Origin of the sequence: Nocardioides endophyticus, from assembly GCF_039543845.1 — a bacterium.
Lineage (GTDB): Bacteria > Actinomycetota > Actinomycetes > Propionibacteriales > Nocardioidaceae > Nocardioides > Nocardioides endophyticus.
This window is the reverse complement of sequence record NZ_BAABKN010000019.1, coordinates 346,212-368,593: the sequence shown is the minus strand read 5'-3', so window position 1 is coordinate 368,593 and position 22,382 is coordinate 346,212. Positions and strand designations below refer to the sequence as shown.

Here is a 22,382-nt window from a genome sequence, read left to right as displayed (position 1 = left end):
GACGACTGATAGGGGTCCTGCATTGAGCCGTGCGCTACGCCGCCCGCCCACCCCTGGGGTGGAGTGGGAGTTCGACAAGGTCTCCTTCTCGCGTGAGTTCTCCCGCAACGTGGTCACCAGGCTGCTCGTGGAGCGGGCCGAGCACGGCGGCTGGGAGCTCGACCGCGTCCGGATCGGGCCCGACGGCACTCGAAGGGTCGTGCTGCGGCGCAAGATCATCCGCGCCGTTCGGACCGCTTGACATCACTGCCGACGAGGCCCGAGCGACCCCGACCCGGCTCAGACGTCGTCGAGGAACCGGTCGAAGACGCGCGCACCGAACTCCAGAGCATCAACCGGGACCCGTTCGTCCACCCCGTGGAAGAGCGCGGTGAAGTCGAGCTCGGCCGGCAGGCGCAGCGGCGCGAAGCCGTAGGACCGCATGCCGAGCTTGCGGAAGTGCTTGGCGTCGGTGCCGCCGCTCATCAGGTACGGCGCCACGATCGCATCGTCGTCCTCGGCCAGGATCGAGCGGGTCATCGCGTCCACCAGGTCCCCGTCGTACGGCGTCTCCCACGGCTGCTGGTGGCTGAGGTAGTCGATCTCGATGTCATCACCGACCAGCGTGGCCAGCGTCGCGAAGAACTCGTCCTCGTAGCCCGGCAGGAAGCGTCCGTCGACGTGGGCGGTCGCCTCGGTCGGGATGACGTTGACCTTGTAGCCGGCGCCGAGCATCGTCGGGTTGCAGGTGTTGCGGATGACCGCGCCCATCATCCGGGCCGCTCCCCCGAACTCCTCGACCAGCGCCTCGGCGTTCTCCGGCGTGGCCTCCGTGCCGGCCAGCTCGCCCACGGCGGCCAGCAGGGTCCGCATCGCGGGCGTCAGGCGCACCGGCCACTCGTAGGCCCCGATCCGCGCCACGGCGCCGGCCAGGGAGGTCACGGCGTTCTCGCGGTTGATCATCGAGCCGTGACCCGCGCGCCCGCGGGCGGTCAGCCGCATCCAGGCCATGCCCTTCTCCGCTGCCTCGATCAGGTAGACCCGTCGACCGCGCACCGTCGCGCTGAAGCCACCGACCTCGCCGACGGCCTCGGTGCAGCCTTCGAGCAGGTCGGGGTGGTCCTCGACGAGCTCCTGGGCTCCCTGGTGACCGCCGGCCTCCTCGTCGGCCGTGAAGCACAGCGTGATCGGACGTGACGGGACCCGTCCGGTCCGCTGCCGGTCGCGCACGATGCTGAGCAGCATCGCGTCGAAGTCCTTCATGTCGACCGCGCCGCGGCCCCAGACGTAGCCGTCCTGGATCTCGCCGGAGAACGGGTCGACCTGCCAGTCCTCGGCGGCGGCGGGTACGACGTCGAGGTGGCCGTGCAGCAGCAGTCCGTCACCCTCGGTGCCGCCCCACCGAGCCACCACCGAGGTCCGGCCGGGAGTGCCCTCGACCAGGGTCGACTCGATGCCGACCTCGTCGAGCAGCGCGGCGACGTACTCCGCGGCCTTTCGCTCCCCCGGGCCCGAGTCGTCGCCGTAGTTGCTGGTGTCGATTCGGATCAGCTCACGGCACAGGTCGACGACCTCGCCTGCAGGATCGGGGACCGCATGGTGCGTGCCAGCAGTTACGTCAGCCATGGCCCCAGCATGTCATCTGCTCGAGGACCCTCCCGATGTGAGATTCGGGGCGCGCCTTTGCTACTGTTCCACCGCACTCGTCCGGGTGGCGGAATTGGCAGACGCGCTAGCTTGAGGTGCTAGTGCCCGTATTAGGGCGTGGGGGTTCAAGTCCCCCCTCGGACACTGGAAAGGCCCCGGCTCCACGGGGCCTTTTCTTCATTTCAGAGCCGGTCGAATCGGAATCACACGGTTGTAATTTGACCATCGCGCTACGGCGTGTCGCTTGACTTTTTGAGTCACACTATTCACGCGAGGGGACAATTGTCCCTAGACTCCCACCCGTGTCGCTCCCGGACCGTCTCCGCGCGCCGCTGATCTCCGCCGTCGTGGCCACGTTGATCAGCGGCCTACTGGCCTACGCCCCCACCGCCGCTGAGGCGGCTGCGAAGCCAGATCGGCGGCCCGCCAGCGCCGGTGCCAACACTCCCGCCCCAGGCACCAGGGCCGCGATGCTCGCCCGGGAGCAGCGGCGGGCCAAGGCGGACGGCCTGACCAGGTCACGCGTGAAGTTCGCCCGGAGCTCCTACCTGTGCGTCGGCTACAAGGCCTGCAACCAGGCGGGGATGGGCTCGGGAGGCTACGCGGCCGTCAACGACAAGATGTACTGGCGCATGTACGCCGGCCACAACTGCACCAACTACGCCGCCTACCGGATGGTCAGCAGCGGCCTGCCCAACACCCGGCCGTGGTCGGGAGGAGGCAACGCGACCTACTGGGGCACGTCGGTCCCGTCGCTCACCGACAAGGTCCCGACCGTCGGCGCCGTCGCCTGGTGGAAGGCCAACGCCGGTCCCGCCGGCTCCGCCGGCCACGTGGCGTACGTCGAACGGGTCGTCTCTGCCACCGAGATCGTGATCTCCCAGGACAGCTGGGGCGGCGACTTCTCCTGGGCGACCGTCACCAAGGCGAGCGGCAACTGGCCAAGCGGGTTCATCCACTTCAACGACCTCAAGCTGGTCAACAAGGCGGCACCCACCGTCTCGGGCATCGCCAAGGTGGGGTCCACCCTGACCGCGTCGGCGGGCACGTGGAACCCGACCGACGCCAAGGTCTCCTACCAGTGGTACGCCAACGGCGCCGCGATCCCCAGTGCCACCAAGTCAACGCTCCCGATCACCGGCGGCCTCCTCGGCCAGAGCATCAAGGTCAAGACCACGGCGAGCAAGACGGGCTTCGCCAAGAAGGCAGCCACCTCCGCCGCTACCGCAGCCGTCCTGCCCGGGGTCCTCACGAGCACGACCGCACCCGCCGTGAGCGGTGTGGTGAAGGTCGACAAGACGCTCACCCTCAACCAGGGTGCCTGGAACGTCGCACCCGACAGCACGACCGTGCAGTGGTACGCCGACGGGCAGCCGATCGCGGGCGCCGTCACCGGCACCCTCAAGCTCACCCCGGACCTCGCCGGCCGCGCCATCACCGCCTCGGTGACCGCGAGCCGCGCCTACTACGACCCGATCGCCGTCGCGACGGCCGCGACCGCCCCCGTCGCCCTGGGCACGATCAAGGCGAAGCGCAAGCCGACCATGACGGGCAAGGCCAAGCCCGGCCAGACGCTCACGGTCGACCCCGGGCTCTACCGTCCGACCGACGCGACCGCGGCGATCCAGTGGCTGCGCGACGGACAGCCCGTGCCAGGAGCCGTGGGCACGACGTACCGGGTCAGCGGCGCCGACCTCGGCGCCAAGATCTCCTCGAGCATCACGGTCGTCCGGGCCGGCTACGCGACCACGGCACTGACCACTCCGGTGACCGCGCGGGCCAAGGCGACACCGCGCATCAAGGTCGAGCGGGTCCGGCTGAAGCACGGCGTGAAGCTGCGTCTCACCGTGCTGACCCGTCTGGTGCCCACAGTCGAGGGCGCGGTCCAGGTCCGGGTGCAGGGCGGCTTCCGCCAGAAGGTGGTGCTCCGCCACGGCGTGGCCCGCCTGCGGGTGAGCGACCTGCCGAAGGGCAAGCGCGCGCTGAAGATCGTCTACCTGGGCAGCCCGACGGTCGCCCGGGTCGCCAAGCGCGGCACCGTGTCGATGCCCTGACCCTCACTCCACCGGGTGGTAGCCGCAGGCGTCCTGGGTCTTGACCGGGGTCCCGGCGTCGTCGCGGTTCCCGGACGGCTTCTTGCGCGGGTCCAGCGCCTTGTCGACGACCGAGTGCATCCACTCGTAGTCTGGGTCGCCGGAGTAGAACTTGTCGGAGGAGACGAACGCCATCGACTTCATCGGACGCTCCTTGACCTGCAGGGCGAGGTCGACGAAGGCCGGCATCAGCTCGCGAGGGATGTCGGTGCGCATGATCTGCTTCCCGGCGGACGCAAGATCCTGGTACCGCCGCAGGACCGTGAGCGGGTCGGCCGCCTCGACGAGCGCGTCGACCATGCAGCGTTGGCGCAGCATCCGCTCGTAGTCGTCGGAGCCCCACCGGCCGCGCGAGTACCAGAGCGCGTGGAAGCCGTTGAGGTGCTGGTCCGGTCCGGGCTCGAGGTAGCCCGTCGGCGGGATCCCCGCGTCCGTGTTGCCGTTGATCGCGATCGGCTCGTTGATGTTCACCGTGACGCCGCCGATCGCGTCGACCAGCTGCTGGAACCCGAGGAGGTTGATCAGAACGTAGTAGTCGACGTGGGTCCCGAGGCTGCCCGCGACCGCCTGCTTGACGGCGTCGGCGCCCTCGTTCTCGGACTTGCCCAGGATGTGCGGGTAGAGCGCGGGGACCTGGCTGTAGACGGCGTTGAGCATCCAGTTGCCGGGGTCCGACCCCGTCGGCGTTGCGGAACCCGTCCGGGAAGGCGTCGTGCAGCGGTGTCCCCTCCGGGAACTGCGCGTTCATCATGTTGCGCGGCAGGCTGAACATGACCGACTTGCCGGTCTTGGTGTTCATGCTGAGCAGGATCACCGAGTCGGTCCGGATGCCGGTGCGGCCTACTCCCCCGTCACCGCCGAGGAGCAGCACGTTGACCTGCTGGCGGCCTCCCCACGGGTCTGCCTTCGTGACGTCGTCGGGTGCCGTGGCGGTCTCCTCGCCGTCGAAGACGGCGCTGACGAGGCCGGCCTGGCTGTGCGCGATGCGGATGCTCTGGACTGCCGGCAGGCCGCCGAGGACGCAGAGGAGCACGACGACGAGAGCCCCGAGCCCCTTCTCCAGGCGCGGCATCCCGATCGGCCGGACCATCAGATAGGTCGTCGCCACCACGAACACCCAGACCAGGAAGACCGCGGCCAGCACGATCGCGGCCACCTCGAGCCGGGTCGGGTCGAACGCGAGGTCAGCGGCCCGTCCCAGGTCGCCGACGTAGTAGGCCGTCAGGCCGAGACCCGCCAGGAACGGCAGCAGGATGGCGTAGCCCAGGCGACGGCGTGACCAGATGTAGCCGGCTCCCGGGAGCACCGCGCCGAGCAATGTGACCCCGAGCGCAGCTCCGAGGCTCCGCGTGCGCCGGAAGTCACGGGTCCGGGGGGCACGGTGGCGTCCAGCGCCGCCCGCCTGGTCACGCTGCGGCGACGAGGGCGCGGGCACAGGAGGTCCCACGGTCACCGCCATGCGCACCCTTCCGGTCGATCCCGGAGCAAGATATCAACGCGCGGGAGCGTTCCCGGGTAGCGACGGGTCAGACCGGCACGCCCTGCCCGACGGCGTACGACGTCCCGCGAGCCGCCCGGGTCCAGAGCACGCCGCCTGCGCCGGCACTCGCACCCTCTGCCGCCAGCTCTCGCTTGAGCACCTTGTTGGTGGCCGTGCTCGGCAGATCGGTCGCGATCCGGACGTAGCGCGGCCACGCCTTCGCGGCAAGGTCGGCCTGCTCGCCCAGGAACGCTTCGAGCTCGTCGGGCGACAGGGTCGCGTCGTCCTGGAGGACGATCGCGGCCATCACCTGGTCGCCGACGTTCTCGTCCGGGACGGCGTAGACCGCGACCCGGTTGATGGCCTCCAGTCGCTGGAGCACCCGCTCGATCGGAGCGGCCGCGAGGTTCTCGCCGTCGACCCGCATCCAGTCCGCCGTACGGCCGGCGAGGTAGATCCAGCCGTCGGCATCCCGGTAGGCGAGGTCGCCGGACCAGTACATGCCGTGCCGCATCCGCTCGTCGTTCGCGGTCTTGTCGTTGTAGTAGCCGTTGAAGTAGCCGGAACCCTGGGTGTTCACCAGCTCGCCGGTGGCCTCGTCGGCGTTGGTGAGCGCGCCGTTCTCGTCGAAGACGGCGACAGCGCACTCCGTGATCGTCTCGGAGTTGTAGATGGCGACGCCGTCGAAGCCCTTGCCGATCGAACCCTTCGGCGTGCCCGGCTCGCGGGTGATGATGACGGCGAGCTCCGTCGAGCCGAAGCCGTCCCACACGTCACAGGCGAACCGGCGCTTGAACTCGTCGATGTCGCGATCGCTGGCCTCGTTGCCGAAGGCCACCCGGAGCGTGTTGTCCGCGTCGTCCGGCTGCTCCGGGGTCGCAAGCACGTAGGCGAGCGGCTTGCCGACGTAGTTCATGTAGGTGACGCCGTACTTGCGGACGTCGGGGAGGAACCGGGACGCGGAGAACTTCTCCGGCACGATCGTGGCGCCCGCGCACACCGCGGGGCTCCAACCGGCCACCACCGCGTTGGAGTGGAAGAGAGGCATCGCGACGTAGCAGACGTCGTCCGGGCCCAGCTCGAACCGGCCCTGCAGGTTCAGGCCCGAGAAGAGCACCATGAGGTGGTTGACCTGCACGGCCTTGGGCTCACCGCTGGTGCCGGAGGTGAAGATCATCATGAACGTGTCCATCGCCTCGACCTCGCGCAACGGGGTCAACGGTCCCGCGCCCGCCACCAGCTCGGCCCATGCCGGTGTCGACGTGTCGAGCACCAGCACTCCGTCGAGGTCGAGGCCGTCGAGCAGCGGCCGGTGCTCGGCGTCGGTCACCAGGATCTGGCACTCCGCACGTCGCAGATCCTTCAGCAGGCCTTCGCCGCGGCGGGTGTTGTTGATGCCGCAGAGCGTGTACCCGCCCAGCGCGGCGGCCGCCATCGCCCGCAGCATCTCGGGCCCGTTGCCCAACAGCGTGCCGACGTGCATCGGCCGACTCTCGTCGGCGGCACCGAGGAGGGCGGCGGCGACCGCCGACGCCTCGGCGACGTGCTCGCGCCAGGTCCAGCTCTCCTCGCCGTACCGCACCGCCGTGTTGTCGTCCTCCGCGCGCTCGCGCAGCAGCTGCTGGACCGTCTCGGCCACGACGCCTCCTCTTATGGATCACACACTGAGTTGACACGCGTCAAACTAGGCGACGATCGTCTAGTCTGCAACACGTTCTAGTTCCGACATGCCGCCTCCCGGAGGATCGATGACCAGCCGTCCCGTCAGCCGCTTCTCCAGCCTCGACCGGGCCGAGCTCGCGACCCTGGTGCCCGAGCTGCTGCTGATCGGCCAGCTCATCGACCGGTCCGGCATGGCGTGGTGCATCTCCGCGTGGGGCCGCGAGGAGATGGCACAGGTCGCCATCGAGGAATGGGCCGGATCGAGCCCGATCTACACGCGGCGGATGCAGAAGGCGCTGAAGTACGAGGGCGCCGACGTCTTCACGATCTTCAAGGGGCTCCAGCTCGACATCGGCGCTCCCCCGCAGTTCATGGACTTCCGGTACGACGTGCAGGACCGCTGGCACGGCACGTTCCACCTCGACCACTGCGGCGCCCTCATGGACGTCGAGCCGATGGGCGAGCCGTACGTGCGCTCGATGTGCCACGACATCGAGGATCCCACCTTCGACGCCACCGCGGTGGCGACCAACCCGAAGGCCCAGGTCCGCCCGGTACACCGACCGCCACGGGCGTCGACCGACCAGCACCCGCACTGTGCGTGGACGGTGATCATCGACGAATCCCACCCCGAGGTCACCCCGCTCGCGCCGTACCACGTCATCGAGAAGACCCGGGCCGCAGTCGTCGAGCTCGCCCCGATCGACTCGACCGACGAGGGCGCCGCCGACTACTCCGGCGACCTGGTCGCGGACGTCGACTTCGGCGCCTTCTCGCAATCGGCGCTGGTCCGGATCGCCGACGAGGTCTGCCTCCAGATGCACCTGCTCAACCTGTCCTTCGTGCACGCCGTTCGGGCGCGGTCCTCCGACGAGACGCAGGCCACCGAGATCGCGACCAGGCAGCTCGTCGGGATCGCCGGCATCGCCGCTGAGCGGATCCTGCGTGCGCTCGACCTCCCGGACACGCCGGAGGGGGCGCTGCGCGTGCTGGAGCTGCACCCGCTGCTCAACCCTGCGGCGTACGTCGCTGCCTCGATCGACGGCTGCACGCTGGCGGTCAAGCCGTCGGACGCGACCGCCGACGGAGCCTGGATCGGCCTCTGCGGCCCCGGTGAGACCCGGCCGCTGCAGGCCGCCGTCCGCGCTGTCGACCCGCACTTCGACGTGGACGTCGCCGGCGACGCGGAGTCGTGGACGGCGACCCTGGTGCGCCGGACGGAGCCGGCGCCAGAGTTCGGCGAGGTAGCCGTGACGCGGTTCAGCACCGGAGCAACGTTCGAGTTCGAGACGCGGAAGTCCATCCCGATCACGGTCCTCTGAGCCATGCGGATGTAACACCCACCCGACATACTTGGCCCGTGCCCATCACTCGCGGCTTCCTCGGCAAGCGTCGCCCCGCCCGTCCCGACCGGCTGCCTCCGGGTCAGTACGACACCGGCAGCGGCTGGCCGACGCTCACGGCCGAGGCCACACCCAACCTCGATGTCGACAAGTGGTCGATGTCGGTCGACGGCCTGGTCGCCAGCCCGCAGAGCTGGTCCTGGCGCGAGATGCATGCGCTGCCGGGGTCGACCTACTTCGGCGACATCCACTGCGTGACGACCTGGTCCAAGTTCGACACGACCTTCACCGGCGTCAGCGTGGACACGCTGCTCGAGGCGGCGCAGCCGCGGCCCGAGGCGACGTTCGTGATGGCGCACTCCACGACCGGCTACACGACCAACCTGCCGCTGGAGGACATCACCGGCGGCAAGGCGTGGGTGGTCTGGGAGTTCGACGGCAAGCCGCTCGCCAAGGGACACGGCGGTCCGGTCCGGCTGCTGGTGCCGCACCTCTACTTCTGGAAGTCCGCGAAGTGGATCACCCGGCTCGAGCTGATGGACCGGGACCGGCCGGGCTTCTGGGAGCAGAACGGCTACCACGACCGCGGCGATCCCTGGCTCGAGCAGCGCTACCAGGGCGACCCGTGACAGAGCCCGCTCCCGCCGGTGGGTGGACCACCGGCACGATCATCGAGCTCGACCATCCGACAGACCGCCTGGTCCGGCTGCGCTTCCACGTCGAGGACCGGGTCGACCACCTGCCCGGGCAGCACTACGTCGTACGGCTCCGCGCGCCCGACGGCTACACCGCACAGCGGTCGTACTCGATCGCGTCCGACCCGGACGACCCGCTCCTGGAGCTGATGGTCGAGTGCCTGCCCGGCGGCGAGGTCTCGGGCTTCCTGCACGACGAGGCCGCGGTCGGCGACGTCCTCGAGCTGCGCGGTCCGATCGGGGGCTGGTTCGTGTGGGAGGGCGACGTCCCCGCAGTGTGCGTCGCCGGTGGGTCCGGGGTCGTGCCGGTCGTGGCGATGACCCGCTACGCGCGGCGGCTCGGCCTCCAGGACAAGCTGAAGGTGGTCGTGGTCGCCCGCACCTGGCAGGACCTGCCGTACGCCGCCGAGCTGCAGACGTACGGCGCGTTCATCGCGCTCACCCGGGAGAACCTCGGCGACCGGGTCGCGGCCCCGCCGTACCCCTCCGAGGTCGAAGACCTGGTCGCCGGCATCGAGCGCGCCTACGTCTGCGGCTCGGTCGGGTTCGCGTCGTACGCCACCCGGCTGCTCGGGGAATCCGGCGTCCGCAACGATACGATCCGAGTCGAGCAGTTCGGCGAGACGTCCTGACCCCTAGGATCAGGCCATGCTCATCCTGGGTCTCATCCTCTTCGGCATGCTCATCGGCGCCGGCGCACAGCTCATCCTCGGTCGTGACGGCGGCGCCATCGACTGGACCATGGCGATCGTGGCCGGCCTCGTCGGGTCGTTCGTAGGCGGCCTCCTGATCAGCCTGCTGGCCGACGACGGCATCGAGCTGCGCGCCAGCGGCATCATCGGCTCGCTCGTCGGCGCGCTCATCATCACGGCGGGCTGGCGCTGGTACGCGGGCCGGTCCAAGACCGCCTGAGGCCCTCGTGAGCGAGGCGTTCGGCCACTTCCGGGTCGGCTTCGTCAGCGGAGCGACGCCCGACAAGTGGGCGCGCACCTGGCGCGATCGCTTCGCCCGGGACCCACTCGAGCTGGTCCCCCTCACCGAGGAGGAGCAGGAGGACCGGATCCGGGAGGGCACGCTCGACATGGCCCTCGTCCGGCTCCCGGTCGACCGCGACGGGCTGCACCTCATCCCGTTGTACGAGGAGCTGCCCGTCGCCGTGATGGGCGCCGAGCACCTGCTGACCCTGGCCGACGAGGTCACGACGGCCGACCTCGCCGACGAGCAGCTCGTGCTGCCCGATCGGTCAGGCTGGACCCCCGATGCGGACCAGCTGGCCTGGCCTCCGATGACCGTGAAGGACGCCGTCGAGGTCGTGGCCTCCGGCACCGGAGTCGTGATCGTGCCGATGTCGATCGCGCGACTCCACAACCGAAAAGACGTCACCCATCGTGTGGTGACCGACCTGCCGTCGACCACTGTCGGGCTCACCTGGCTGATCGACAACGAGGACCCGTGGGTCCAGCGGTTCATCGGGATCGTGCGGGGACGCTCGGAGCGCAGCTCCCGGTAGCGCGGTCGCGGAGGGCTACCGTGAGATGACGCACGGTTTCGGGACCGGCGATCTCGTGGAAGGCGCATCCAGTGACCACACAAGAGCAACGTCCGACCAAACGGGTCCTCGACGCGGCGAAGCTGCCGGCGGCGGACCCGATCCCGCACCCGGCGCTCGACCGGCCCGTCGAGGAGGCCGCGAGCAGACCGGGTGGCCTCGACCGCGTCGTGTTCGGCGTCACCGCCGGCATCGCGCTCGCGTTCCTGGCGTGGGGCTTCATCAGCACCAGCAGTCTCGCGTCGGCGTCCGACAGGGCCCTGACGTGGGTGATGGAGGACACCGGTTGGCTGTTCGTCCTCACGGCGAGCGCGATCGTCGTCTTCGTGGTCTGGTTGGCAGCCAGCCGCTACGGCGACATCCCGCTGGGTCGTGACGACGAGACGCCGGAGTTCCGGACGGTCTCGTGGGTCGCGATGATGTTCAGCGCCGGCATGGGGATCGGGCTGATGTTCTACGGCGTCGGCGAGCCGATCAGCCACTTCACGACGGCACCCCCAGGCACGGGTGACGCCGGGTCGGTCCAGACCGCGATGGCGACCACGCTCTTCCACTGGACGCTGCACCCGTGGGCCATCTATGCGGTCGTCGGGCTGGCCATCGCCTACGGCACCTATCGCAAGGGGAGGGTGCAGCTGATCTCGGCGGCGTTCGAGCCGCTCCTGGGCAAGCGGGTCAACGGCGGCTGGGGCCGGGTCATCGACATGCTGGCGATCTTCGCGACCCTCTTCGGCTCGGCGGCGTCGCTCGGCCTCGGAGCCCTCCAGATCGGGACCGGCCTCGAGATCGTCACCTCGATCGGCACGGTCGGCAACGCCGTACTGATCGCGATCATCGCCGTCCTCACTGTCGCCTTCATCCTGTCGGCGGTCTCAGGTGTCGCCCGCGGCATCCAGTGGCTGTCCAACATCAACATGGTGCTCGCCCTCGCGCTGGCACTCTTCATCTTCATCGGCGGCCCGACGATCTTCATGCTCAACCTGGTCCCGACCTCGGTCGGGAGCTACCTCGGCGACCTGCCGATGATGTCCGCGCGCACGGCGGCCGAGGGCGACGACGTCAACGCCTGGCTCGAGTCGTGGACGATCTTCTACTGGGCCTGGTGGGTCTCGTGGACGCCGTTCGTGGGCATGTTCATCGCGCGGATCTCGCGGGGTCGCACGATCCGCCAGTTCGTCACCGGGGTGCTGCTCGTGCCGAGCGTGGTCAGCCTGGTCTGGTTCTGCATCTTCGGCGGGGCCGCGATCAAGCTCCAGCAGACCGGCACCGACATCGCGGGGGCCGGCGGCGGCAAGATCGAGTCGCAGCTGTTCAACACGCTCGACGCCTATCCGCTCGCCACGGTCACGACGGTCATCGTGATGATCCTGGTCGCGATCTTCTTCGTGTCCGGGGCCGACGCCGCGTCCATCGTGATGGGGACGCTGTCCGAGCGGGGAAGCCAGGAGCCGCGTCGCCGTACCGTGATCTTCTGGGGTGTCGCGACCGGCTCGGTCGCGGCCGTGATGCTGCTCGTCGGAGGATCCAACGCCCTCACCGGGCTGCAGTCGATCACGATCGTCGCGGCCCTACCGTTCGTCGTGGTGATGCTCGGCCTCTGCGTCTCCTTGATGAAGGACCTGCGCAGCGATCCGTTGATGGTGCGTCGCAGGTACGGCGCCGATGCCGTCGAGCAGGCGGTCGTTGCTGGGGTGACCGAGCACGGAGACGACTTCGTCATCTCGGTGGACAAGGACCCAGACGCTTAGTCCCTCACCACCCCGTCGGCAGCGGGCGACCCTCGTGGAAGCCCGCTGCCGACTGAACGCCGACGACGGCCCGCTCGTGGAGCTCGGCGAGCGTGGTCGCGCCGGCGTACGTGCAGGCTGAGCGCACCCCGGAGCAGATCTCGTCGATGAGGTCCTCCACGCCGGGACGGGCGGGGTCGAGGTACATCCGCGAGGACGAGATGCCCTCCTCGTAGAGGCCCTTGCGGGCCCGGTCGTACGCCGACTCGGTGCTCGTCCGGTTGGCGACCGCGCGCGCCGAGGCCATCCCGAAGGAGACCTTGAACGCGCGGCCGTCGGCGTCGTGCATCAGGTCACCGGGCGACTCGTGGGTGCCGGCGAACCAGGAGCCGACCATGACCGCGGACGCACCGGCGGCGAGCGCGAGTGCGACGTCGCGCGGATGGCGCACTCCCCCGTCGGCCCACACGTGCTTGCCGAGTTCTCGAGCCGCGGCCGCGCACTCGACCACGGCCGAGAACTGCGGGCGACCGACCCCGGTCATCATCCGCGTCGTGCACATGGCGCCCGGTCCGACGCCCACCTTGACGATGTCGGCGCCGGCGGCGATGAGCGCCCGGGTGCCATCGGCATCGACGACGTTGCCGGCCACGACCGGGACCTGCGGGTCGAGCGAGCGTACGGCGGCGAGTGCCTCCAGCATCCGGTCCTGGTGGCCGTGCGCGGTGTCGACCACGAGGCAGTCGACGCCGGCGTCGAGCAGCTCCTTGGCCTTGAGTGCGACATCGCCGTTGACGCCCACGGCTGCCGCGATCCGCAGCCCGCCGTGCGCATCGACCGCGGGGTTGTAGAGGGTGGCACGCAGCGCCCCGGTGCGCGTGAGAACGCCGACCAGCGCGCCCTCCTCGTCGACGGCGACCGCCATCGGCGCGTGCGCCGCGTGGAGGGCGTCGAAGGCGGCCCGCGGGTCGGCGTCCTCGCGCAGCCGCACGGCCACCGGCTGCATCACGTGCTGGACCTGAGCGAACCGGTCGACCTCGGCGCAGTCGGCCTCCGAGACGATCCCGATCGGGCGACCCGCGTCGACCACGACGGCCGCCCGGTGCGCGCGCTTGGGGATCAGTGACACTGCCTCGGCGACGGTCTGGTCCGGCCGCAGCTCGATCGGGGTGTCGAAGACCAGGTCACGGGTCTTCACGAACGCGACGACGTCGGCGACCACGGAGGTCGGGATGTCCTGCGGGATCACGGCGAGACCGCCGCGGCGGGCGATCGTCTCGGCCATCCGCTTGCCCGCGATCGCCGTCATGTTGGCGACGACCAGCGGGAGCGTGGCACCGGTGCCGTCGGTGGTGGCCAGGTCGACGTCGTACCGGCTGGCCACGGCGGAGTGCCGCGGGACCATGAAGACGTCGTCGTAGGTCAGGTCGTGGCCGGGGGCTGTCGCATCGAGGAACCGCACGTCGCAGCAGTCTACGGCGGTCTCTAGGGTGAACCCATGCCGTTCGTGGAGCCGGGCCAACCGTCGGCGCTGACCGAGGCGACGCGCGCGTTGTTCCGCGAGGTGTACGCCGGCGACGCGACCGTCGTCGCCCGCGCGCCCGGTCGGGTGAACCTGATCGGCGAGCACACCGACTACAACCGCGGGCTGGTGCTGCCCGTGGCTCTGGCGCACACGACGTACGCGGCGGTCGCCGCCCGTGACGACGGCGTCGTGCGGATCGCGAGCGGGGACGACGGCCAGCCGTGGACCGGCACCATCGATGCGGTCGGACCGGGCGAGGTCGACGGGTGGGCGACGTACGTCGCCGGCGTGCTGTGGGCGCTGCGCGAGGACGGCATCGACGTGCCCGGCCTGGATATCGCCGTGCACGGCACCGTGCCGCTCGGCGCCGGTCTGTCGAGCTCGGCGGCCCTCGAGTGCAGCGTCGCGCTCGCTGTGTGTGGGCTTCTCGGGCTCGAGGTCGACGACGACCTGCGGAACCGACTGGTCCGTGCCTGCATGCGCGCCGAGACCGAGGTCGCCGGCGCCCCGACCGGCGGGATGGACCAGACGATCTCGCTGCTGGCGGCGGCTGATGCGGCGCTGCTGATCGACTTCGACTCCGATACCTCGTCGCCGGTCCCCCTCGGCCTCGCCGATGCCGGCCTGGCGCTGCTGGTGACCGACACCCGGGTGCAGCACGCTCTGGTCGACGGTGGTTACGCCGCCCGCCGGGCCGACTGCGAGGCGGCCGCGGACGCCCTCGGCGTACCCAGCCTCCGTCAGGCAACGCTCGAGTCCGTCGCCGGCATCGGCGACGAGAGGGTGCGCCGGCGCGCCACGCACATCGTCACGGAGATCACGCGGGTGTCCCAGACCGCAGCCGCTCTGGAGGCTGCCGACTGGGCGTCGGTCGGGCGGATCTTCGCTGCCTCGCACGCCTCGATGCGCGACGACTTCGAGATCTCCTGTCCGGAGCTCGACCTGACCGTCTCCACCGCCGTCGAGGCCGGCGCCATCGGCGCCCGGATGACCGGAGGCGGCTTCGGCGGCTCCGCGATCGCGCTGGTCCCCACCGAGCGGCTCGAAGCGGTCGTGCGGACCATCGACACCGCCTTCGTTGCGGCGGCCTTCCGGGCCCCTCAGCACCTGCTCGCCGAGCCGAGCGGTGCGGCCGTGGTGGTGTCCTGAGCTACGCCGTTTGGTCACCCACCGCAGATCTCCGGCCTGATTTCTGCGGTTGGTGACCAAACGGCATGCCTTGGGCCGCCCGCAGCCGTGCTTGAATCCCTGGCATGCCTGACAAGTCACCGATCGAGAAGATCCAGGACGCCGTGGCCGATACGGTCCGCGGCGCCGTCGCCGATCCCGAGGCCGCCGCGAGGAAGGCCGCCGATCAGGTCCGGGGGGTGCTGTCGCTGGGATTCATGGTCGTCGGGCAGGTCGCCCAGACGATTGCCGACCGGCTGATGCAGTCTCCGACACCAACGCCGACGCCGCCGTCCGCACCGAAGCCGCCGGTTGTCGACGGTGAGATTCCGACCCCAGCAGACGTGGCCCGAGTCGTCGAGCTCAAGCCCGCCACCGCCAAGAAGGCACCGGCGAAGAAGGCACCCGCCAAGAAGGCACCCGCCAAGAAGTCCCCGAGCGGCAAGCTCCCGGCCAAGAAGGCACCGGTCAAGAAGGCACCGGCGAAGAAGGCACCCGCCGCCGGGGCGGAGGACTGACGGACCTCGACCTGCCCGATCCCGTGCTGCCCGACCCGGCGCTGGTGGTGCTGGTAGGGCCGTCCGGTGCGGGTAAGTCGACCTGGGCGGCAAGTCGCTACCGATCGGAGGAGATCGTCTCCTCCGACGCGTTGCGCGGGGTGGTCGGCAGCGGGCCGAGCGATCTGGACGCCTCGGCCGACGCCTTCGACCTGCTCGAACGCATCGTCGCCGCCCGTCTCGGCCGCGGCCTGACGACCGTCGTCGACACGCTCGGCCTCGACGACTCCCGGCGTACGGCGTGGCTCGCAGCGGCCCGCGCCGCGCACCTCCCGGCCGTGGTGATGCGCTTCGACACTCCCCCTGAGCTGTGCCGCGAGCGGAACAGGCAACGCGACCGCCCGGTGCCCGCGCAGGTCCTCGCCGGCCAGCTCCGCAAGGCCGGTGTCACCAGCACGGCTCTCGACCTCGAGGGCTGGGACGCCGTGCTCCGCATCACCGACTGGGGTCGTGTGCCTGAGAGTGCGCCCCAGCGCCCGCTGGGACTCACGACCCCGTCAGCCGCGGAGCGACGCAGCTCTCAGGGGCTGCGGTTCGTGCTCCAGGTCGGAAGATTTCCGTGGGGCGAGGACCCGGCCGCCTGGCTCACTGCGATCGCCCGCGCCGCCGACGACGCCGGGTTCGCCGGGCTCGCACTGATGGACCACCTGATCCAGATCCCGCAGGTCGGGAGGGCGTGGGAGCCGATCCCGGAGCCGTGGGTGACGCTCGGACTGCTCGCCGGCCTCGACACCCGCCTCGAGCTCGGCACGCTCGTCACGCCGGTGACGTTCCGACCGCCGGGCATCACGGCCAAGGCCGCGGCCACCCTGGACGCAGTCACCGGCGGCCGCGCGTTCGTCGGGCTCGGCGCCGGCTGGTGGGAGCGCGAGCACGCGGCGTACGGCGTGCCCTTCCCGCCCGCCGGGCAGCGGCTCGACCGGGTCGAGGTCGCCATCGAGACGATGCGAGCGCTGTGGGCTCCCGGGACCAAAGCGGCTGCCGAACTCCCGGAGACCACGTCGTACCCCCGCCCTGCGCACGACATCCCGATCATCCTGGGCGGCGCCGGTGAGCGCACCCTCCGCATCGGAGCGCGGCTCGCGGATGCCGTCAACGTCCGCACCGAGCAGGTCGACCGGGCACTGGCCGCCGTCCAGGGCACCGACACCACGGTCAGCGTGCTGGACCTGCCCATCGTCGGCCGCGACCGCGACGACACCTGGACACGCGTCGAGCGGCTCCGCGGGAGCACGAAGGCATCGACGTACGCCGAGCGCACACACGCCGGCACCCCGGCCGAGCAGCGCGACCGCTACGGCAGGCTCGCCGAACGAGGCGTCGACGCGGTGTTCCTCGCCATCAGCGACCTCGACGGCCCAGACGACGTGGAGCGTCTGTCGCCGCTGTTGACGTAGTCGGTCGGCACACCGGTCTCGACCCGCCGGATCCGACCTCGTGCCACGCCGGGCACCTGCTCCTCACTTGAGCTCAGCGCTGGTCAGCCCGAGCACTCGGCGCGCGACGATCAGCTGCTGGATCTGCTGGGTGCCTTCGAAGATGTCGAGGATCTTCGAGTCGCGGGCCCACTTCTCGAGCAGCTCCGCCTCGCTGTAGCCGAGCGGGCCAGCGAGCTGGACGCACGACAGCGTGATGTCGGAGCCGATCCGGCCGGCCTTCGCCTTGGCCATCGAGGCCTCGAGCGAGTTCGGCTGCCGGTTGTCGGCCATCCAGGCCGCCTGGAGCATCAAGAGGTACGCCGCCTCCCAGTCCGCCTCCATCTGGAGGAACTTGGCGGCTGCCGCCGACTGGGTGAGCGCCGGTCGGTCGTAGTCCACCGACACCCCGGCCTGCGACAGCAGCTCTCTGGTGAGGTCAAGCGAGGCCCGCGCGCAGCCGACAGCCATCGCGGCCACCAGCGGGCGCGTGTTGTCGAAGGTCGCCATCGCTCCCGCGAAGCCCTGCTTGGTGTCGACGTCGGCAGACCCGAGCAGGTTCGAGGCCGGCACCCGGCAGTCCTCGAACCGGATGGTCGCGGTGTCGGACGCCTTGATGCCGAGCTTGTGCTCGAGGCGCTCGACGGTCATGCCGGGAGTGCCCTTCGGCACCACGAACGACTTGATCGCGGCCCGGCCGAGCGACTTGTCGAGCGTCGCCCAGACGACGATCGCGTCTGCCCGCTCACCGGAGGTCACGAAGATCTTCTCGCCGTTGATGACGTAGTGATCGCCGTCGAGTACGGCGGTCGTGGCGATGTTCGCCGAGTCGGAGCCGGTTCCGGGCTCGGTGATCGCCATGGCGGCCCAGACACCCTCGAAGCGCGCCTGCTGCTCATCGTCGGCGACGGACGCGATGGCGGAGTTGCCGAGCCCCTGGCGCGGCATCGACAGCAGCAGCCCGACGTCGCCCCAGCACATCTCCACGATCGACATCACCGAGGCGAGGTTGGTGCCGTTCCTGACGCCGCCCTGGGCAGCGGGCGCGTCGTCCCGCTTCACCCCGGCGGCTCCTGCCCCCTCGCTGGCGCCGGACTCGGAGAGCCCGTCGATCATCGCGGCGAGCATGTCGAGCTCCTTGGGGTAGGCGTGCTCGGCCTTGTCGTACTTGCGCGAGATCGGTCGCAGCATGTTCATCGCGACCTGGTGGGCCTGCCCGGTCAGCTGCCGGAACTTCCTCGGGTCGTCCAGCTTGATCGCCATCAGATGAGCACCGCGCCTTCCATGATGCCGATGGACCGGAGGTCGCGGTACCAGCGCTCGACCGGATGTTCCTTGACGAAGCCATGGCCGCCGAGCAGCTGGACGCCGTCCAGCCCGATCTGCATGCCCTTGTCGGCGCAGAGCTGCCGGGCGAGCGCGACGTTGCGGGCGAAGTCCTCGCCGGCAGCAGCCCGAGACGCTGCCTTCCAGGTCAGCAGCCGCATCGCCTGCAGCTCGATCGCGATGTTGGCGACCATGAAAGCCACCGACTGGCGGTGCGCCACGGGTTCGCCGAACGCCTCCCGCTCCTTGACGTACGGCGTCACGTAGTCGAGCACCGCCTGCCCGACACCCACGCCCAGTGCGCACCAGGCCAGCCGCGACAGGCGCACGCACTCGGCGTACGTCGTGCCGTCGGTCGCCCCGAGCACCGCATCGGCAGGGACGGTGACGTCGCACAGGTGCAGGCGGGTGAGGCCGGCCGCCCGCACGCCCATCGCAGGGTCGGCCTCGATGTGGAGACCGGCGGTGCCGGACTCCACCAGGAAGAGCACCGGGGCGCCGTCGAGCAGGGCACCGACGACGAACAGCTCGGCGTCGGACCCCCGGGGCACCGCGGACTTGAGGCCGTTGAGGACGTAGCCGTCCTCGGTCCGAACGGCCGTCGTCCCAGGTGCGAGGACGTCGAAGAGGACGGTCGGCTCGCTCAGCGCGATGGCGGCCGCCGGGACGGCACCATCGGCGAAGGCGGCCAGATAGGTCTGCTGCTGGGCGTCGCTCCCCCACAGCCCGATGGCGGTCGCGACCGACCCGGGTGCCAGGGAGGCCACGGCCAGGCCGAGGTCCCCGTGGGCGAGCGCCTCGGCGACGAGCGCACCGGCTACGGCCGAACGCTCCTCGGTGATGCCGCCCAACGACTCGGGGAGGCCGAGGATGGGTAGGCCGACGTCGAGGCCCGCCTTGAGGACGGCTTCCGGCGCGACGCAGGTCTCGTCGGCCTCGGCCGCGGCGGGGCGCAGCACCTCGGCGGCGAGCTCGGTGACGACGTCGACGAGCAGCTGCTCGTCCTCGCTCGGCGTGAGGTCGAAGACTCCCGGGGCCGCCGTCGCGGTCGGTCGGGTGCCGGGGCTCCCCGACTTGCCGGTCTTGGCGAAGGCCCGACCGGCAGCCGCGGTCGTCTTGAAGCCGCCACGAGTGGCGGAGTAGACGGCGGTCTCGGTCTGCTTGCGGAGCCCGAGGCGGTCGAGCATGTCACTCTGCGCGAGTCGGCTCAGCGCGGCGACGGCGTACCCGATCGGATCGCGGGTCTCCGTGGAGGCGACACCGTGCCTGCCGCCGGGGCGCAGGCTCTGGAGGATTGACATACGCTGAATGTAACTTGGAGTTACAACGAGCGCTACGGCCTGACTCGTGGGCCCGGTCACACCGGTCAGAAGTCGCGCCGGATCCTCCAGAAGCACAGGCCTCGACCCACGCCGGCAGGAACGGCACATCCGAGCGACGATATCGAGAACCTAGGATCTGCCCCATGCCCGACGAGCCCCTCGCCCCGCACGGACCTCTTCCCACAGGTGGCGCCGTCCGCCCGATGACCCGCTGGGGCACCCCGGTGATGCACCGGGCCCAGGCGCAGGTGCGGGCGTACGACGATGCGCTCCGCGCCCTCGCCGCCGACATGGTCGCCACGATGTACGCCGCCGACGGGGTCGGCCTGGCCGCCTGTCAGATCGGCGAGGACGTCGCGATGTTCGTCTTCGACTGCCCGGACGCCGACGGTCAGCGGACCGTCGGGGTCGTCTGCAACCCCGTCCTCACCCTCCCCGAGGTCGGCGACCGCAACCTCGACGCCGACGACGAGGGCTGCCTGTCGTTCCCGGGCGCGTTCGTCGAGTGCGCTCGCCCCGACTTCGCGACCGTCACCGGCACCGGCCTCGACGGCGAGCTGGTGACCTACTCCGGCGACGGCCTGCTGGCCCGCTGCCTGCAGCACGAGACCGACCACACCCTGGGCACCGTCTTCGGCGACCGGCTCCCCACCAAGCTCCGCAAGAGGCTCCAGAAGGCGCACGACAGGGTCGCAGACGAGTTCCCGCCCGAGTGGCCCGCGTGACGGTCCGCGCCGTACGCATCGTGCGCGCCACGATCTCCCATGACAACAAGGCGTCGCTGGGACTGATCCGCCAGTACCCCTTCGTCCACAACGGCGAGCAGTGGGACGAGGAGGACGGCGTCGAGCTCATCTACGAGCTCAGCGTCGAGCGGTGATGTAGCAGGCGACGGCCGTGGCGGCGGCGACGTTGAGGGAGTCGATGCCGGCGCGCATCGGGATGATCGCGCGCCGGTCGGCGGACCGCTCCCAGCGGCGCGACAGTCCATGGCCCTCGGAGCCGAGCACGAGGGCGACCTTGTCGACGCCGGCCACAGCGTCCTCGATCGCGGTGGCATCGTCCGCCAGGGTCAGGGCGACGGTGGTGAACCCGGCCGCGGAGAGCGACGGCAGGGCGTCGTACCAGTCGGGCAGACGGGTCCAGGGCGTGCTGAAGACGGCCCCCATGCCGACCTTGATCGAGCGGCGGTAGAGCGGGTCGGCGCACCGCGGCGCAAGGAGTACGGCGTCGAATCCGAACGCCGCACCGGAGCGGAAGATCGCGCCGACGTTGGTGTGGTCGACCAGGTCCTCCAGGACGAGCACCGACCGGGCGCCGTCGAGCACCGCCGCGACGCTGGGCAGCGGGCGGCGCTCGAAGGACGCGAGGGCTCCGCGGTGCACGTGGAAGCCGGTGACCTGCTCGGCGAGCGCCTCCTCCACGAGGTAGCAGGGTGCGTCCGTGGTCTCGAGCACGTCAGCGAGGCCGGCCACCCAGCGCGGCGCCATCAGGAAGGACCGGGGCGTGAAGCCGGCCTGGACCGATCGCCGGACCACCTTCTCGCCCTCGGCGAGGAAGAGTCCGTGCTCCGCCTCGACGTGCTTGCGCAGCTCGACGTCGCGGAGGTCGCGGTAGTCGCCCAGCCGCGGGTCGGCCGGGTCGTCGATCTCGACGACGTTGGCCATCAGAACCCGAAAGCAGCCGGGTGCGCGACGGCGACCACCTCGCCGATGACGATGATCGCCGGCGGGCGTACGTCGTGGGCGGCCAGCTCGTCGGCGAGGGTGCCGAGGGTCGCCAGCACCGTCCGCTCCCCCGGCATCGTCCCGTCGCAGACGACGGCGACCGGGGTCGCGGCAGGGCGCCCGCCGTCGACCAGCGCCGCCGCGATCGCGGGCGCGTTCTCGACGGCCATCATCAGCACGACGGTGCCGGTGAGCTGGCCGATCGCGGGCCAGTTGACGAGCGACTCGGCGTGGCCGGGCGGCAGGTGGCCGGAGACCACGGTGAACTCGTGGGTGACGCCGCGGTGCGTGACCGGGATGCCGGCCACGGCCGGGACGGAGACCGAGCTCGACAGCCCCGGGATGACGGTCACCGGGACGCCGGCCTCGCGGCAGGCGAGCACTTCCTCGTAACCCCGACCGAAGACGAAGTTGTCGCCTCCCTTGAACCGCACGACGCGCTTCCCGGCGAGGGCACCCTCGACGATGATCCGGTTGATCTCCTCCTGCTGCGCCGACCGCCCGCGCGGGAGCTTGGCCACGTCGACGAGCTCGACGTCGGCCGGCAGCTCGCCGAGCAGCTCGCGCGGGGCGAGCCGGTCGGCGACCACGAGGTCGGCCTCCATCAGCGCCTTGCGGCCGGCGACCGAGATCAGGTCGGGGTCGCCCGGGCCGCCGCCGACGAGCACCACGCCCGGCGTACGGTCGCGCTGGTGCCGGGCCACGATCGTGCCCTCGCGCAGTCCCTCCAGGATCTCGTCGCGTACGGCGGCGGAGCGCTGCGGCTCGCGCTGACCGAGCACCGCGACGGTCACCCCGGCGTGCCGACCGACCGCCGGGGTCCACGCGGTGGCCCGGGTGGCGTCGTCCGAGCGCACGCAGAAGATCCTCCTGGCGTCTGCTGCGGCCGAGACCTCCTCGTTGACGTCGTGGTCGTCGGTCGCTGCGATGACATACCAGGTCTCGTCGAGGTCGGCGGCCGCGAAGCCGCGCTGGTGCCAGGCGATCTCCCCGGCCGTGACCATGCCCTCGATCGCCGGGGTGACCTCTGGAGACACCAGGTGGACGTCGGCCCCGACCGAGATCAGCTGCGGCACCCGGCGCTGGGCCACGTGGCCGCCGCCGACGACGACCACGCGTCGTCCCGTCAGCCGCAGTCCCGATGGGTAGATGGGGAAGTCGTCCATCG

At 70.7% G+C, this 22,382-nt stretch carries 22 protein-coding genes and 1 tRNA gene; 15 read left to right on the top strand and 8 right to left on the bottom strand.

Features of this window, described 5'->3' with window-relative positions:
* The first annotated feature begins 58 nt into the window (after nt 1-58).
* On the top strand, nt 59-241 hold the full coding sequence (locus ABEA33_RS16385; protein WP_345527997.1) for a DUF5703 family protein: 183 nt from the start codon (nt 59-61) through the stop codon (nt 239-241).
* A 38-nt stretch (nt 242-279) separates the two neighbouring features.
* Here ABEA33_RS16385 and ABEA33_RS16380 read toward each other — a convergent pair whose 3' ends face one another.
* Nucleotides 280-1,605, bottom strand: a complete 1,326-nt coding sequence (locus tag ABEA33_RS16380; protein ID WP_345527902.1) for a M20/M25/M40 family metallo-hydrolase — start codon at nt 1,603-1,605, stop codon at nt 280-282.
* Nucleotides 1,606-1,684: 79 nt separating this feature from the next.
* Here ABEA33_RS16380 and ABEA33_RS16375 point away from each other — a divergent pair.
* Nucleotides 1,685-1,770 (top strand) — tRNA-Leu (locus ABEA33_RS16375).
* 158 nt (nt 1,771-1,928) lie between these two features.
* On the top strand, nt 1,929-3,680 hold the full coding sequence (locus tag ABEA33_RS16370) for a CHAP domain-containing protein (RefSeq protein ID WP_345527901.1): 1,752 nt from the start codon (nt 1,929-1,931) through the stop codon (nt 3,678-3,680).
* Between the two features lie 3 nt (nt 3,681-3,683).
* On the opposite strand, the gene ABEA33_RS16365 is transcribed toward ABEA33_RS16370, so the two are convergent.
* On the bottom strand, nt 3,684-4,376 hold the full coding sequence (locus tag ABEA33_RS16365) for an LCP family protein (RefSeq protein WP_345527900.1): 693 nt from the start codon (nt 4,374-4,376) through the stop codon (nt 3,684-3,686).
* On the opposite strand from ABEA33_RS16365, the gene ABEA33_RS16360 reads away from it, so the two are divergent.
* Nucleotides 4,369-4,998 (top strand): hypothetical protein, encoded by a 630-nt coding sequence (locus ABEA33_RS16360; protein ID WP_345527899.1) that lies wholly within the window; start codon nt 4,369-4,371, stop codon nt 4,996-4,998. The genes ABEA33_RS16365 and ABEA33_RS16360 overlap by 8 nt on opposite strands.
* Before the next feature lie 247 nt (nt 4,999-5,245).
* On the opposite strand, the gene fadD1 is transcribed toward ABEA33_RS16360, so the two are convergent.
* Complete coding sequence (gene fadD1, locus ABEA33_RS16355) at nt 5,246-6,838, bottom strand: fatty-acid--CoA ligase FadD1 (RefSeq protein WP_345527898.1); 1,593 nt, start codon at nt 6,836-6,838, stop codon at nt 5,246-5,248.
* Between the two features lie 109 nt (nt 6,839-6,947).
* Here fadD1 and ABEA33_RS16350 point away from each other — a divergent pair, with 109 nt between their 5' ends.
* The 6 genes from ABEA33_RS16350 (at nt 6,948) to ABEA33_RS16325 (ending at nt 12,196) form a co-directional block, all read left to right on the top strand.
* Entirely contained in the window at nt 6,948-8,183 is a 1,236-nt protein-coding gene (locus ABEA33_RS16350) for a hypothetical protein (protein WP_345527897.1), read from the top strand.
* 38 nt (nt 8,184-8,221) lie between these two features.
* On the top strand, nt 8,222-8,833 hold the full coding sequence (locus tag ABEA33_RS16345; RefSeq protein ID WP_345527896.1) for a sulfite oxidase-like oxidoreductase: 612 nt from the start codon (nt 8,222-8,224) through the stop codon (nt 8,831-8,833).
* The gene (locus ABEA33_RS16340) at nt 8,830-9,531 is read left to right on the top strand and encodes an FAD-binding oxidoreductase (RefSeq protein ID WP_345527895.1); all 702 of its coding nucleotides are present in this window, start codon (nt 8,830-8,832) and stop codon (nt 9,529-9,531) included. The genes ABEA33_RS16345 and ABEA33_RS16340 overlap by 4 nt, the downstream gene beginning before the upstream one ends.
* A gap of 16 nt (nt 9,532-9,547) precedes the next feature.
* Entirely contained in the window at nt 9,548-9,811 is a 264-nt protein-coding gene (locus ABEA33_RS16335) for a GlsB/YeaQ/YmgE family stress response membrane protein (protein ID WP_345527894.1), read from the top strand.
* A 7-nt stretch (nt 9,812-9,818) separates the two neighbouring features.
* A complete protein-coding gene (locus ABEA33_RS16330; RefSeq protein ID WP_345527893.1) occupies nt 9,819-10,409 on the top strand; it encodes a LysR family substrate-binding domain-containing protein in 591 nt (196 codons plus the stop codon).
* A 71-nt stretch (nt 10,410-10,480) separates the two neighbouring features.
* Nucleotides 10,481-12,196, top strand: a complete 1,716-nt coding sequence (locus tag ABEA33_RS16325; protein ID WP_345527891.1) for a BCCT family transporter — start codon at nt 10,481-10,483, stop codon at nt 12,194-12,196.
* Nucleotides 12,197-12,200: 4 nt separating this feature from the next.
* Here the strand turns inward: ABEA33_RS16325 and ABEA33_RS16320 are convergent, their stop codons facing one another.
* On the bottom strand, nt 12,201-13,637 hold the full coding sequence (locus ABEA33_RS16320; protein ID WP_345527890.1) for a GuaB1 family IMP dehydrogenase-related protein: 1,437 nt from the start codon (nt 13,635-13,637) through the stop codon (nt 12,201-12,203).
* 36 nt (nt 13,638-13,673) lie between these two features.
* Between ABEA33_RS16320 and galK the strand changes: the two genes are divergently transcribed.
* From galK to ABEA33_RS16305, 3 genes are all read left to right on the top strand, one after another.
* Nucleotides 13,674-14,849, top strand: a complete 1,176-nt coding sequence (gene galK / locus ABEA33_RS16315; RefSeq protein WP_345527889.1) for a galactokinase — start codon at nt 13,674-13,676, stop codon at nt 14,847-14,849.
* Between the two features lie 104 nt (nt 14,850-14,953).
* Entirely contained in the window at nt 14,954-15,385 is a 432-nt protein-coding gene (locus ABEA33_RS16310; protein ID WP_345527888.1) for a hypothetical protein, read from the top strand.
* Between the two features lie 23 nt (nt 15,386-15,408).
* Nucleotides 15,409-16,821 (top strand): LLM class flavin-dependent oxidoreductase, encoded by a 1,413-nt coding sequence (locus ABEA33_RS16305; RefSeq protein ID WP_345527887.1) that lies wholly within the window; start codon nt 15,409-15,411, stop codon nt 16,819-16,821.
* A gap of 63 nt (nt 16,822-16,884) precedes the next feature.
* Here ABEA33_RS16305 and ABEA33_RS16300 read toward each other — a convergent pair whose 3' ends face one another.
* Complete coding sequence (locus ABEA33_RS16300; protein ID WP_345527886.1) at nt 16,885-18,102, bottom strand: acyl-CoA dehydrogenase family protein; 1,218 nt, start codon at nt 18,100-18,102, stop codon at nt 16,885-16,887.
* Nucleotides 18,102-19,466, bottom strand: coding sequence for an acyl-CoA dehydrogenase family protein (locus ABEA33_RS16295; RefSeq protein ID WP_345527885.1), 1,365 nt, complete (start codon nt 19,464-19,466; stop codon nt 18,102-18,104). Before ABEA33_RS16295 ends, ABEA33_RS16300 begins: the two co-directional genes overlap by 1 nt.
* 164 nt (nt 19,467-19,630) lie before the next feature.
* Here ABEA33_RS16295 and def point away from each other — a divergent pair, with 164 nt between their 5' ends.
* Entirely contained in the window at nt 19,631-20,212 is a 582-nt protein-coding gene (gene def / locus ABEA33_RS16290; protein WP_345527884.1) for a peptide deformylase, read from the top strand.
* Nucleotides 20,200-20,367, top strand: coding sequence for a hypothetical protein (locus tag ABEA33_RS16285; RefSeq protein WP_345527883.1), 168 nt, complete (start codon nt 20,200-20,202; stop codon nt 20,365-20,367). Before def ends, ABEA33_RS16285 begins: the two co-directional genes overlap by 13 nt.
* On the opposite strand, the gene ABEA33_RS16280 is transcribed toward ABEA33_RS16285, so the two are convergent.
* Nucleotides 20,351-21,154 carry a TrmH family RNA methyltransferase gene (locus ABEA33_RS16280; RefSeq protein WP_345527882.1) on the bottom strand — a complete coding sequence of 268 codons (804 nt, stop codon included), beginning with the start codon at nt 21,152-21,154 and terminating at the stop codon, nt 20,351-20,353. The genes ABEA33_RS16285 and ABEA33_RS16280 overlap by 17 nt on opposite strands.
* A complete protein-coding gene (gene cobA / locus ABEA33_RS16275; RefSeq protein ID WP_345527881.1) occupies nt 21,154-22,380 on the bottom strand; it encodes a uroporphyrinogen-III C-methyltransferase in 1,227 nt (408 codons plus the stop codon). The genes ABEA33_RS16280 and cobA overlap by 1 nt, the downstream gene beginning before the upstream one ends.
* Nucleotides 22,381-22,382 lie beyond the last annotated feature (2 nt).